At 65.3% G+C, this 12,673-nt stretch carries 15 protein-coding genes; 8 read left to right on the top strand and 7 right to left on the bottom strand.

The window, feature by feature from the left end:
• Positions 1–173: 173 nt before the first annotated feature.
• Together NFI08_RS06340 and NFI08_RS06335 are read left to right on the top strand one after the other, a co-directional pair.
• Complete coding sequence (locus NFI08_RS06340; protein WP_108449478.1) at positions 174–1,196, top strand: alpha/beta hydrolase; 1,023 nt, start codon at positions 174–176, stop codon at positions 1,194–1,196.
• Positions 1,181–1,717, top strand: a complete 537-nt coding sequence (locus NFI08_RS06335) for a hypothetical protein (RefSeq protein WP_240184265.1) — start codon at positions 1,181–1,183, stop codon at positions 1,715–1,717. The genes NFI08_RS06340 and NFI08_RS06335 overlap by 16 nt, the downstream gene beginning before the upstream one ends.
• 108 nt (positions 1,718–1,825) lie before the next feature.
• Here NFI08_RS06335 and NFI08_RS06330 read toward each other — a convergent pair whose 3' ends face one another.
• Positions 1,826–3,331 (bottom strand): YifB family Mg chelatase-like AAA ATPase, encoded by a 1,506-nt coding sequence (locus NFI08_RS06330; protein ID WP_349588095.1) that lies wholly within the window; start codon positions 3,329–3,331, stop codon positions 1,826–1,828.
• A 119-nt stretch (positions 3,332–3,450) separates the two neighbouring features.
• The gene (locus NFI08_RS06325; RefSeq protein WP_045993910.1) at positions 3,451–3,831 is read right to left on the bottom strand and encodes an accessory factor UbiK family protein; all 381 of its coding nucleotides are present in this window, start codon (positions 3,829–3,831) and stop codon (positions 3,451–3,453) included.
• Between the two features lie 409 nt (positions 3,832–4,240).
• On the opposite strand from NFI08_RS06325, the gene NFI08_RS06320 reads away from it, so the two are divergent.
• From NFI08_RS06320 to glnK, 3 genes are all read left to right on the top strand, one after another.
• Complete coding sequence (locus NFI08_RS06320) at positions 4,241–4,579, top strand: P-II family nitrogen regulator (protein ID WP_045993909.1); 339 nt, start codon at positions 4,241–4,243, stop codon at positions 4,577–4,579.
• 49 nt (positions 4,580–4,628) lie between these two features.
• Positions 4,629–5,879, top strand: coding sequence for an ammonium transporter AmtB (locus NFI08_RS06315; RefSeq protein ID WP_108131880.1), 1,251 nt, complete (start codon positions 4,629–4,631; stop codon positions 5,877–5,879).
• 190 nt (positions 5,880–6,069) lie between these two features.
• Positions 6,070–6,408, top strand: a complete 339-nt coding sequence (glnK, locus tag NFI08_RS06310) for a P-II family nitrogen regulator (protein WP_045993907.1) — start codon at positions 6,070–6,072, stop codon at positions 6,406–6,408.
• Positions 6,409–6,555: 147 nt separating this feature from the next.
• Here the strand turns inward: glnK and NFI08_RS06305 are convergent, their stop codons facing one another.
• Positions 6,556–6,771 (bottom strand): DUF3820 family protein, encoded by a 216-nt coding sequence (locus tag NFI08_RS06305; protein ID WP_045993906.1) that lies wholly within the window; start codon positions 6,769–6,771, stop codon positions 6,556–6,558.
• Between the two features lie 155 nt (positions 6,772–6,926).
• On the opposite strand from NFI08_RS06305, the gene NFI08_RS06300 reads away from it, so the two are divergent.
• A complete protein-coding gene (locus NFI08_RS06300) occupies positions 6,927–7,562 on the top strand; it encodes an SDR family oxidoreductase (RefSeq protein WP_349588089.1) in 636 nt (211 codons plus the stop codon).
• Between the two features lie 103 nt (positions 7,563–7,665).
• Here the strand turns inward: NFI08_RS06300 and NFI08_RS06295 are convergent, their stop codons facing one another.
• On the bottom strand, positions 7,666–8,442 hold the full coding sequence (locus NFI08_RS06295; RefSeq protein ID WP_045993904.1) for a ferredoxin--NADP reductase: 777 nt from the start codon (positions 8,440–8,442) through the stop codon (positions 7,666–7,668).
• A gap of 187 nt (positions 8,443–8,629) precedes the next feature.
• Between NFI08_RS06295 and NFI08_RS06290 the strand changes: the two genes are divergently transcribed.
• Positions 8,630–9,556 carry a LysR family transcriptional regulator gene (locus NFI08_RS06290; protein WP_045993903.1) on the top strand — a complete coding sequence of 309 codons (927 nt, stop codon included), beginning with the start codon at positions 8,630–8,632 and terminating at the stop codon, positions 9,554–9,556.
• A gap of 58 nt (positions 9,557–9,614) precedes the next feature.
• Here NFI08_RS06290 and NFI08_RS06285 read toward each other — a convergent pair whose 3' ends face one another.
• A complete protein-coding gene (locus NFI08_RS06285; RefSeq protein WP_045993902.1) occupies positions 9,615–10,046 on the bottom strand; it encodes a host attachment protein in 432 nt (143 codons plus the stop codon).
• Between the two features lie 290 nt (positions 10,047–10,336).
• On the opposite strand from NFI08_RS06285, the gene NFI08_RS06280 reads away from it, so the two are divergent.
• Positions 10,337–10,855 (top strand): hypothetical protein, encoded by a 519-nt coding sequence (locus NFI08_RS06280; RefSeq protein WP_045993901.1) that lies wholly within the window; start codon positions 10,337–10,339, stop codon positions 10,853–10,855.
• A 300-nt stretch (positions 10,856–11,155) separates the two neighbouring features.
• On the opposite strand, the gene NFI08_RS06275 is transcribed toward NFI08_RS06280, so the two are convergent.
• Positions 11,156–11,545: a VanZ family protein gene (locus NFI08_RS06275; protein WP_108131881.1), complete on the bottom strand. Its 390-nt coding sequence runs from the start codon at positions 11,543–11,545 to the stop codon at positions 11,156–11,158.
• Positions 11,523–12,599, bottom strand: a complete 1,077-nt coding sequence (gene hemE / locus NFI08_RS06270; RefSeq protein ID WP_108131917.1) for a uroporphyrinogen decarboxylase — start codon at positions 12,597–12,599, stop codon at positions 11,523–11,525. Before hemE ends, NFI08_RS06275 begins: the two co-directional genes overlap by 23 nt.
• Positions 12,600–12,673 lie beyond the last annotated feature (74 nt).

The following is a 12,673-nucleotide window of genomic DNA, read 5'->3' as shown; positions in this document are numbered from 1 at the left end:
ACAGGTGAGCAACGACGGCCTCCGGACGGTGTCAGAAGAAGCAGGTGGCCAACGATCGGTCAGGGTGCAACCAGGCGCAGGGTGATGACGCTACCCTCCACGCCATCTGGCCGTCCCAGCACAACCGAGTGCCGAGCAACGCACGCCACCGCCCCTTCCCAGCGGAGGACGCTATGACCGACTACACGCCCCTTGAGACCATCGAACGGCTGACCCCGGTGGCAAGACAAGGCGAAGGCTTGGTGGCGACAGCCGCCCCGGCCATGGCAACGACCCTTGAACGCTATCTGGCGCACTATCGGCTCGATGTCCTGCTCACCGAAGGGGTAACGCTGCACGCGGGTAATATCGAGACGCCACGCTTCCGCCTGTGGACTCAGGTATGGCGCCCGCCCCACCCGCGGGGCACCGCGGTGGTGGTTCACGGCTACTACGACCACCTGGGCCTGTACCGCCACCTGCTCGAGCTGCTGCTGGAACTCGAGCTCACGGTGGTGCTGTGGGATCTGCCGGGACACGGGCTGTCCAGTGGGGATCGTGCCGACATCGACGACTTTGCCGACTACGGCGACTGCCTGCGTACGCTTCAGCAGCACCTGAGCGAAGCCGGCCTGGCCCAGGGACCTTGGGTCGGCGTCGGCCAGAGCACCGGCGGCGCCATCCTGGCCACCGATGCCCTGAGCCGGGGCGATGACGGCCACTGGTCGGCGCTGGTGCTGCTGGCGCCCCTGGTCAGACCCTGGGGCTGGACCCGAGCAGCCTGGGTCCATCGCCTGGTCAGCCCCTTTGTCTCCAGCGTGCCGCGCAAGTTTAGGGCGAACACCAATGATGACGACTTCGCCACCTTTCTGCGCGAACAGGACCCGCTCCAGCCCGTGCGCCTGCCCACCGGCTGGGTCAGCGCCATGCGCCGCTGGATGCCCCGCCTGATGCAGCTGCCCCCGTGCCAGCTACCGACCCTGATCCTGCAAGGCGAGAAGGACCTGACGGTGGACGGGCCCTGGAATCTGGCGGTACTCGGCAAGAAGTTTCCCGGCGCTCACATCTGCTGTCACCCGCAAGCCCGCCACCATCTGGTCAACGAGGCCGAGGCCATCCGTCTGGACCTTTTCGCCGAAGTGCGCCAATTTCTGGAACAACAGCTCAGTGAAGGGCCTCTACCGAAAAGGATGTCATCTCAATGCCCAGACGCTTGACCCGACAGACGGTACACCGCGCCGGCAGCCACGCCTCCTTGCTGCCCTGGCTGGCGCTGGTGCTGCTGGTCTGGCTGGCCGGCTGTGCCAGCGCCCCCGAGCGCCCCGAGACGCTGCGCCAGGCGCTGCTGGGCCTTGGCCAACAGGCGGCCGAGAGGGTCGCCGAGGCGCCGGCCCTGGCAGGGGAAACCCTGGCCGATCAGGTGCTGCTGCTGTCCCCGCCCAAGGTCGACGAAAGGCTGGAGCTCGGCGTCGGCCGCGTCCAGGAGAGCCTGACCCGTGGCCTGCTGGCGATCGACGACGGCCCCCAGGTGCTGGACTGGCAGCCCGGTGATACCCCCGCCGCCGATACCAATCAATGGCTGGTCGATAGCCGACTGATCGCCGATGGCCCACGCCTGACGCTGTCTGACCGCGAGCTTTTGCCCTACCGCTTCGAACTCCGCCTGCGCCGCCCCGGCGACGGTGCCGCGCTGTGGTCCACGGTCATTAGCGGCGCCTTCGACGCCGACGCGCTCTAGGGCTTGCTGAAAAGTGCCTGCGCTCGTCGACTTCTCGGGCAAGGCCTGGACCCGGGCAGGGACTATGCCTGGCGATAACGGGTGCATGGAACGACCGTGCGGCGCCCGTCAGCCCTTGCGCAACAGTCGATCCAGCTGGCGATAGCCGATGGCCTCGATCAGATCATCACGGCTCGGACGCTCGCGCCCGGCCAGGTCGGCCAGGGTCAGCGCCACCCGCAGCACCCGGTGGTAGGCCCGGGCGGACAGCCGCAGGCGCTCAAGCGATTGCGCCAGCCAGGTGCGCTCGGCCACCTCCAGGGCGCAGGCGCGCTCCAGCGCGGCGCCGGCGAGCTGGGCGTTGAGCGTCCCCCTCTGCTGCTGACGCTGACGCGCCGCCATCACGCGTCGGCGCACCATCTCGGTGCTTTCCCCCGGCTGATGCGACGTCAACTGTTCCACCGGCAGCGCCGGCACCTCCACCTGCAGGTCGATGCGATCTAGCAGGGGGCCGGACAGGCGCGCCTGATAGCGCTGGATCTGGGACGCGGTGCATACACAGTCCTGACGCGGATCCCCCAGATGGCCGCAGGGGCAAGGATTCATTGCGGCAACGAGTTGAAAACGAGCAGGAAATCGTCGTTCGTGGCTGGCCCTGGCGATATGGATCTCGCCGCTTTCCAGCGGCTCGCGCAACACCTCCAGCACCTGGCGACTGAACTCCGGCAGCTCGTCGAGAAACAGCACGCCGCGATGGGCCAGCGAGATCTCGCCGGGCCGCGGACGTGAGCCGCCACCGACCAGCGAGACCGCGCTGGCGGTGTGGTGAGGCGAGCGAAACGGACGACGGCCAAAGCCATCGGACAGGGGAAGCGCGCACACCGAGCGAATCGCCGCTACCTCCAGCGCCTCGTCATCGCCAAGCGGCGGCAAGAGCCCGGGCAGTCGGCTGGCCAGCAACGTCTTGCCGGTGCCGGGCGGCCCGGCAAACAGCAGGTTGTGCCCACCCGCCGCCGCCACCTCCAGCGCTCGCCGGGCCTGATACTGGCCACGCACATCGCACAGATCCAGCGCCGCAGGCCCGTCTTGCGGCGGTGCGGCGGGTAGGTGAGCAACGAGGGGAATGCGCCCGACCAGGTGGGCGACGACGTCGAGCAGGTGCGCCGCCGGCAGCACCTCCAGTCCATTGACCAGGGCCGCCTCATCGGCGTTGGCCTCGGGCAGGATCAGGCGCCGCCCGGCCTGACGGGTGGCCATGGCGAAGGGCAGCATGCCGGCTACCGGCCGCAACCGGCCATCGAGGGCCAGTTCGCCGGCACACTCGACACCCTCCAGTGCGGCGGCGGGCAACTGGCCGGAAGCCACCAGCAGACCCAGCGCGATGGGCAAATCGAAGCGTCCACCCTCCTTGGGCAGATCGGCGGGAGCAAGATTCAGGGTAATACGGCGTAGCGGGTAGTCGAGGCCGCAGGTGGCAAGGGCGCTGCGCACCCGTTCGCGGCTTTCGCGCACTGCGGTCTCGGGCAGGCCGACCAGGGTCATGCCCGGCAGGCCGTTGGCCAGGTGTACCTCGACCTGCACCTCGGGGGCGTCCAGCCCCAGTCCCGCACGGGTGGCAATGATGGCAAGCGTCATGGGCTCCCTGCCTGACGGAAGGCTCATGACCAGTAGAGCACGCCCACCTCACCGGCGCCGCATACCGGCCCCCCGCCAGGGCGGGCCGGCATATCTTGTGATGTTCTGCGTCCGAAGCCTCAGGCGGAGGGCTTGTCGGCTGAACCGCTCGACGCCTCGTCCTGCTTGCCCTGTTCCGGCACCGGCGGCACCGGCACCTCGGCGGCTTCCTCGGCCACGGCAGGCGCCGCGGTCGCTTCGCCAGCGGGCGCTGCACGTTCCTCGACCAGGCTCTCCAGCGCCGCCACCTGCTTTTCCAGCGCCTCGACCCGGGAGCGGGTGCGCTGCAACACGTCCATGAGGATGTCGAAATCCTCGCGTGACACCAGTTCGAGACGATCGAAGGCGCCACGCACCACCTGCTGGACCCCCTTCTGAATGTCTTCCGGGGCCTGGGAGGCGCCCTGCAAGCGCTCGCCGATCTGCTGTGCCAAACGGCTGATGCGATCCTGACTGACCATGATGGCTCTCCTTGAAACGTCGATGGGAACTCCGTTGCCGACAGGATACGCAAGCCGGGCGCCCAACGCATGCTTCGTGGCCCTTGCCCATTGGCGCCCGGCGCATTGGCGACTCCCTGATACCTACACGCGCCCCGGCACGCGACGCAGCACGCGGCCCAACACTCTACCAAGCACAACATGCTCACCAATGACGCACCACCAATACGCGCCAGCACCAAAACAGTGCATTAACTTTGATGCAGTGCCGCAAACTCGCGGGTGTTTTTCGTTTCTCGCTTTCCAAAACAACCACAAGCCATTGTAAACAAAGCTTTTGCCAAATTTATGGCACGTATATCGCTATGCATAGATATCCATGCACCGAGCGGACACAAGCCGCCACCTTATGCACGTAGGGAGCCATGCCATGAAACTGATCACCGCCATCATCAAGCCCTTCAAGCTGGACGACGTCCGCGAGGCGCTGGCCGACAACGGCGTCCAGGGCATCACCGTGACCGAGGTCAAGGGCTTCGGCCGCCAGAAGGGCCACACCGAGCTATACCGCGGCGCCGAGTATGTCGTCGACTTTCTGCCCAAGGTGAAGGTCGAGGTTGCGATCGACGAGGCCCGACTGGACAGCGTGCTGGAAGCCATCTGCAACGCGGCCAACAGCGGCAAGATCGGTGACGGCAAGGTGTTCGTCACGCCGCTGGAAGACGTCATCCGCATTCGCACCGGCGAGCGCGGCTCCGACGCGGTCTGATCCCCGTCCCCTGACCCGACTTCCGATAAAAATATAGCGAGACACTTCCATGGTCGATATCAGTGAACTCAGCTACGCGCTGGACACCTTCTACTTCCTTATCTGCGGCGCCCTGGTCATGTGGATGGCCGCCGGCTTTGCCATGCTCGAGGCCGGCCTGGTCCGAGCCAAGAACACCGCCGAGATTCTGACCAAGAACATCGTGCTGTTCGCGGTCGCCTGCACCATGTATCTGCTGGTGGGCTACGCCCTGATGTACTCCTCCGACGCCGGCGGCTTCATCCCCAACCTCGGCTTCTTGATCGGCGCCGAAAACAGCGTCGATGCGGTGCTGGCAGGTGGTGAAGACGCACCCTACTACTCGGCCCGCGCCGACTTCTTCTTCCAGGTCGTGTTCGTGGCCACCGCCATGTCGATCGTCTCCGGCGCTGTCGCCGAGCGCATGAAGCTGTGGGCCTTCCTGGCCTTCGCCGTGGTCATGACCGCCGTGATCTACCCGGTCTCCGGCTACTGGACCTGGGGCGGCGGCTGGTTGTCCGAAGCAGGCTTCTCCGACTACGCAGGTTCCGGCATTGTCCACATGGCGGGTGCCGCTGCAGCCCTGGCCGGTGTGCTGGTGCTCGGTCCGCGCAAGGGCAAGTACGGCAAGAACGGCGCCATCTACGCCATCCCCGGTGCCAACATGCCGCTGGCGACCCTGGGTACCTTCGTCCTGTGGCTGGGCTGGTTCGGCTTCAACGGCGGCTCCGAGCTCAAGCTCTCCGACGTGTCTTCCGCCAACAACATGGCCCAGGTGCTGGTGAACACCAACGCTGCCGCCGCCGGGGGTGTCATCGCCGCGCTGATCCTGGCCAAGATCTGGTTCCGCAAGGCCGACCTGACCATGGCCCTGAACGGCGCCATCGCTGGCCTGGTCTCCATTACCGCCGACCCGCTGTCCTCCACGGCCCTCGGCGCCACCCTGATCGGTGCAGTCGGCGGTGTCCTGGTGGTGGTCGCCATCGTGGTCCTCGACAAGCTGCGCCTGGACGATCCGGTCGGTGCCATCTCCGCCCACGGTGTGGCCGGTATCTGGGGTGTCCTGGCGGTCCCGCTGAACAACGCCGACGCCACCTTCGGCGCACAGATGCTCGGCATCATCGGCATCTTCGCCTGGGTCTTCACCGCTAGCCTGGTCGTGTGGCTGATCATCAAGGCAATCATGGGTGTGCGTGTCAGCGAAGAAGAAGAATACGAAGGCGTCGACCTGGCCGAATGTGGTCTCGAAGCCTACCCCGAGTTTAACGTCGCCAAGAAGTAAGCCTGAGCTTACCCGCGACACCAGTGAGCTGGCGTGCTCCTCCTGGCCCCTTCGGGGGCCTTTTTTATTGCTGTTCGCCAGGGGTATGCTTTGTCACACTAGTCAGGACAGGCGCAACGGCGCGCCGCCAACGGGTTGGCGCCAGGCACGACCGACGCCGCCCCCACACGGACAGGATGAGGAACCCGCCATGAAACTGGTGACCGCGATTATCAAGCCATTCAAGCTCGACGACGTCCGCGAGTCGCTCTCCGAGATCGGTGTTCAGGGCATCACCGTCACTGAAGTGAAGGGCTTTGGCCGTCAGAAGGGCCACACCGAGCTGTACCGGGGAGCCGAGTACGTGGTCGACTTTCTGCCCAAGGTGAAGCTTGAGGTGGCGGTCGACGACGGTATGACCGAGCAGGTCATCGAAGCCATCGTCCAGGTCGCCAACACCGGCAAGATCGGTGATGGCAAGATCTTCGTCACCCCGCTGGAACAGGTCATTCGTATCCGTACCGGCGAGACCGACAAGGACGCTGTCTGACCGACGATGGCAGCTGTCTTCAGCCACCCCCCTCGAGCAGGTCATTCGTATCCGACCCGGCGTGACCGACAAGGATGCTGTCTGACCTCGACCGACAAGGACGCTGTCTGACGACGGCGACCGGTTCTCCCCGCCAGGTGGCGCCGCTCAGCCGCGGCGTCGCAACGGCTCCAGCAAGTCGCTCAGGCCGTTGTGGTCGATCTCGTGCATCAGCGCCAGCAGGCGTCCGATCTCTCCGGGGGGAAACCCGACCCGGGCAAACCACGCCAGGTAAGGCCCGGGCAGATCGGCGATCAAGGTGCCTTGATGCTTGCCGAAAGGCATCGGCAAGGTAACCAGGCGTTCCAGGTCCTGAGGATTCATCGCTGCTCCTGAGCGGGTGGGTGAGGGAAAGACGCACAGGGTACTGGCCTGCGGGCGGCGTCGCCATCGATTCGCCTCCCCATTGAAAGTCTCCCCGTTGAAAGTCTTCCCCATCGACGCCATGGTTATTTCCAGGTATCGACAAGGAGGCCGACATGACCACACTCGTGATAGGTGCCAACGGCCAGATCGGCCGCCAGGTCTGCGCCATCGCCCACCGCCAGGGACATCCGATTCGCGCCATGATCCGTAGCGCCGAGCAACGCGACTGGTTCGAGCAACAAGGTATCGGGACGGTCGTCGCCGACCTGGAGGACGACTTCGCCTCCGCCTTCGAAGGTTGCGATCAGGTGCTGTTCACCGCCGGCTCCGGCCCGAACACCGGGCCCGACAAGACACTGTTGATCGACCTCTACGCCGCTACGCGGGTGGCGGACGAGGCCAGCCGCCAGGGGCTGGATCGCATGCTGATGGTCAGCGCCATGCGCGCCGAGCAGCCGCTGCAGGCGCCGGAGAAGCTCAGGCCCTACATGGCCGCCAAGTTCGCTGCCGATGCCTACCTGCGCAGCAGCAAGGTGGACCATGTCATCGTCAAGCCAGGCCGGCTCACCGACGACGACGCCACCGGCCGCGTAGCCACGTCGCTGGACGAGACCGGGGGCAACAACCAGATATCCCGAGCCAACGTGGCCCAGGCCCTGGTCTATCTATTGGGGCAACGAAAGATCCGTAATCACGAGACGGTACTCCTGGACGGCGAACGCGAGATCGCCGAGGCTCTCGGCGACTGACCACCGCCACACCGGCCAGGCGATTCAATCCGCCAGCACCAACGACGACGCCGATGGCAAGTGGCCATCGGCGTCGTCGTTTGCGGCGTTCTGTCGTGGGGTCTTACTTCTCCACGAAGGCACGCTCGATGACGTAGTCGCCGGGCTCGCCCATGCGCGGGGAAATATTGAAGCCGAGCTCGTCGAGCAGTGCGCTGGTGTCGTCGAGCATGGCCGGGCTGCCGCAGATCATGGCCCGGTCCTGCTTGGGATCGATGGGCGGAAGCCCCTTGTCGTCGGTCAGCTTGCCGGTGCGGATATGATCGGTCAGGCGGCCCATGGTGTGGAAGTCTTCACGGGTCACGGTGGGGTAGTAGACCAGCTTCTCGCTGATCTCCTCGCCCAGGTACTCGTGCGCCGGCAACTCCTTGGTGATGAAGTCGGCGTAGGCCAGCTCGTTGACGTGGCGCACGCCGTGCACCAGCACTACCTTTTCGAAGCGCTCGTAAACCTCGGGGTCCTGGATCAGGCTGAGGAAGGGCGCCAGACCGGTGCCGGTGGACAGCATGTAGAGATTGCGCCCAGGCAGCAGGTCGTCACATACCAGGGTACCGGTAGGCTTGCGGCTGACCATGATCTGATCGCCTACTTGCAGGTGCTGCAGGCGAGAGGTCAGGGGACCATCGGGTACCTTGATGCTGAAGAACTCGAGGTGGTCCTCGTAGTTGGGGCTGGCCACGGAGTAGGCACGCATCAGCGGCTTGCCGTTGACCTCGAGACCGATCATCACGAACTGGCCGTTCTTGAAACGCAGGCTACGCTCACGGGTCGTGCGGAAGGTGAACAGGGAGTCGTTCCAGTGATGAACGCTCAGCACTTCTTCCAGGGCAAACTTGCTCATGCCAACTCCTTAAAATGCGTGGGCTTATTCCTGAAGTGAATAAAGCCCGATATCAAGTCTTGCGGATAATTCTAAGACCGGCCATATTATCTGTTAAATGGATTGTATGGATAACGCTTATCCAATTCATTGATATAGATGTCCATCGCCGACGTCTTTACCCCTATCGCGCCGGAGAGCCCGTGCCATGCGCTACACCCTTCGACAGCTGGAAGTCTTTGTTGCGGTCGCCCAGCACGAGAGCGTGTCCAAGGCGGCGCGCGCCCTGGCCCTGTCGCAGTCGGCGGCCAGTACCGCGCTGTCCGAACTCGAGCGCCAGTTCGACTGCCAGCTGCTCGATCGCATCGGCAAGCGCCTCAAGCTCAATGCACTGGGCTTCCAGCTGCTGCCCAAGGCGGTCGCCCTGCTCGATCGGGCCGAAGAAGTGGAAGAACTGCTCAGAGGCCAGCAAGGCATCGGCAATCTGGATGTCGGCGCCACCCTGACCATCGGCAACTATCTGGCGACGCTGTTGATCAGCGACTTCATGCAGCGCCACCCCGGCAGCCGGGTAAGGCTGCAGGTCCGCAACACTCGCTCGATCATCGATGCGGTTCGCCATCACCAGCTCGACCTGGGGCTGATCGAGGGGCAGTGCGAGGAGGACGAGGTCATCACCCAGCCCTGGGTCGAAGACGACCTGGTGGTGTTCTGTTCGCCCCGTCACCCGCTGGCCAACCGCGGGCCGGTGGAGCTCGACCGCCTGCTGCGTGAAGACTGGATCATGCGAGAGGAGGGCTCAGGCACGCGCCTGACCCTCGAACAGGCAGCCCGCCATCGGCGTGGTCGCTTCAATATCCTGCTCGAACTGGAGCATACCGAGGGCATCAAGCGTGCGGTGGAGTCGGGGCTGGGAATCGGCTGTGTCTCACGCCTGGCGCTGCGCGACGCCTTTCGGCGTGGCAGCCTGACCCCACTGCCCACGCCGGAACTGGACCTGAGTCGACAGTTCACCTTTATCTGGCACCGTCACAAGTACCTCACCGCAGGCATGCGCGAATTTCTACGCCAGTGCCGGCAGATGACGGAGGGGATCCAGCGCAGCGACGAGATCGATCTGCCGCAGGTGCCCTGAACGGAAACGACTAGCGCTATGCAGGAGAGAGCCCGCCGCGGACGGCGGGCGGCACAGATCAGCGCAGATCGTCGACGGCGTCGGTGATCTTGTCGCAGTCGGCCTTGGTCAGATCCTTGGAGAGGGAGTGGATGACCAGTTTGGCGGTGGGAGCATCGAGCTTGTCGCGCAGGTGGCCAAGAAAGCGCGGCGGCGCCACCATGATCAGCTTTTCCATGCTGTTGTCGACACGGGCACGATACAGTCGATCGGCTACCTCTCGGGCAAAGATGACTTCATGGTGCTGGGTCGCCACCTCCTCGCCGCCAGCCTGACGCGAGGCGGTAGCACTGGATTCATGAACGTCACCGCCCTTGTCGGTCACCAGATCGCCTTCGTGGAGCCGCCCTTCGGCGTGCACCAGGCTCTCGACTTCATTCAGCTTGCGTCCTGTCCGAGTGAAGATTCGCGCACGCGACGCATCGGCTACCACGATATAAGTCGTCGTCATGGTCGGTCCTCGCCTCCCTGTGTTCAGACTTCCCGGCACAATGACCGGTACAAAGTCACCATGGCAACGGACCCCGGCAGCGTCAACTGGTGGTTATTGGCGACACCGGCGTCGCCCTCCACGGACACTGACGAGCCCTGCCACCTTTGGGGTAGCATGCAGGCATCTGTTACACGCCCCGGCGGCCTGCGGCCCTGTCCGGTTATCGCCTTTGCCTGCGCCGCACCGCTGATACTCGCGGGCCGCCCATCCTGGCGCCCTGCGAGTTCCCCTGCTGGAGGACCTCAACCATGCGCCAGTTCTTCTTTCCCCGCGCCCCACTGGCCCGGCGCACCCTGCTGAGCTGTCATTTCATTGCCCAGCTCGGCGTTCTCGCCGCCGGTCTGTGGTGGCTGATCCCCCGCACCCCCTGGGTCGCCATGACCACCTGGAGTGAGAGCTGGCCTCCCCTGGCGCTGGGCGCCGGCCTCACCCTGCTGACCATGGTCGCACTACGCCTGCTGGCCGAGCTGTGGTTGCTGCCCCATCACCTGGGCAGTCAACGGCCCGGCTTCGCCCCCGGCGCGGTGGTCACCCGCTCCTACGATCGTCGTCCGGCGGTGCATGATGACGACAAGGCCTGGACCTCCCAGGCCCGGCCGCTGGAGGACGACGACGCGGTGGTCGGCGATGCTCGGGTGACGCGCAAGGCCGAACCGCTGAGCAAACGCGGACATCGCGAGCCCGGCCTCGACCTGAACCGTTCGTCTACCGGCGAGCCCGAATCACAAAGGGTCCAGAAGCCGAGTCGCCAGGAGCCAAGTCTCTGACGCGGTCGACGCTTTGACCGGGAAGGCAATCAGCGGCGAGCGCGCTGGCGCCATTGGCACCACAGCCAGACCGCCCCGACACCGAGCCCCGCACCCATGGGAAGTTGGCGACGACGTCCCAGGCATCGCCGCCGAGTCACTTGGGAAGGCAGTCAGCGGCGAGTTCGCGGAAGGGAATCAGCGGCGAGCGCGCTGGCGCCATTGGCACCACAGCCAGACCGACCCGACACCAAGCCCTGCACCAATGGGAAGTTGGCGACGACGTCCCAGGCATCGCCGTCGAGTCATCCGGGAAGGGAATCAGCGGCGAGCGCGCTGGCGCCCTCGATGCCACAGCCAGACCGCCCCGACACCGAGCCCCGCACCCAGGGTATTGGCGACGATGTCCCAGACATCGCCGCCAAGACGCCCGGGTACCGGGATCTGGGCGAACTCGATGGCGACGCCGTAGGCCACCGCCAGTGCCATGGACAGCCCGCTGCGCCCGCTCGCCAACGCCAGCAGTGTTGCCAGGCCGGCGTAGGCGATCAGATGGTTGGCCTTGTCCCAGGGCAGGTCTTCCGGCAATTCGCTGGCAGGCATCAGACTGCCCCAGGCGATGACCAGGGCGGCGGCGGCGGCCAGCCCCCACCACCACCGCCCGAATACAGACCGCCTGCCCGAGACTTCAGCCTGAGGCGATCTGGGCATGATAGGCCGGGCTCAACTCGTGCAGCGCCTCCATGAAGGCGGTGACGTTGTCGGGGTCGGTGAACTGGCTGATGCCGTGGCCGAGATTGAAGATGTGGCCCGGGCCGTGACCGTAGCTGTCGAGGATACGGCCGACCTCGGCACGAATCGCCGAAGGGTTGGCGAACAGCACATTGGGGTCCATGTTGCCCTGCAGTGCCACCTTGCGGCCCACCCGGCTGCGCGCGCTGGACAGTTCAGTGGTCCAGTCCAGCCCCAGGGCGTCGGCGCCGGTGTCGGCCAGATCCTCGAGCCACTGGCCGCCGTTCTTGGTGAACAGGATCACCGGTACCCGGCGCCCATCCTGTTCGCGAATCAGCCCCGCCACGATCTGTTCCATGTAGCGCAGCGAGAACTCGCGATAGGCCGGCGTGGACAGCGTCCCTCCCCAGGTATCGAAGATCTGTACCGCCTGTGCGCCAGCTCGGATCTGCGCATTGAGGTAGTCGGTCACCGCGGTGGCCAGGGTATCGAGCAGCTGATGCATCACGTCGGGGCTTGAGTAGAGCATGCCCTTGACGTGGCGAAAGTCCTTGCTGGAGGCGCCTTCGACCATATAGGTCGCCAGGGTCCAGGGGCTGCCGGAGAAACCGATCAGCGGCACCCGACCGTTGAGCTCGCGACGGATGGTCGAGACCGCGCGCATCACGTAGTCGAGGTCGCGTTCGGCGTCGGGCGCCGTCAGCGCGGCCACGTCTTCTGCGCTGCGCACTGGCTTGCGGAACTTGGGACCCTCGCCGGTCTCGAAGTACAAGCCCAGCCCCATGGCATCGGGGATGGTCAGAATATCGGAGAACAGGATGGCGGCGTCCAGCGGATAGCGTTCCAGCGGCTGCAGGGTGACCTCACAGGCGCGGGCGGTATCACGACACAGGTCCATGAAGCTTCCCGCCTGGGCGCGCACTTCCTTGTACTCCGGCAGGTAGCGACCGGCCTGGCGCATCATCCAGACCGGAGTGCGATCCACCGGTTGACGCGCGAGAGCGCGCAGAAATCGATCGTTCTTCAGTTCCATGCAGGCGTCATCCAGGGAAAATGTGCGACTCATTGTACCGCAATGACTCCCGAACGCGTGGCCTCCTGCGACCC

Source organism: Halomonas sp. EF61, from assembly GCF_040147045.1.
GTDB classification, from domain to species: domain Bacteria; phylum Pseudomonadota; class Gammaproteobacteria; order Pseudomonadales; family Halomonadaceae; genus Halomonas; species Halomonas litopenaei.
This window is presented reverse-complemented; position numbering and strand designations above follow the sequence as displayed.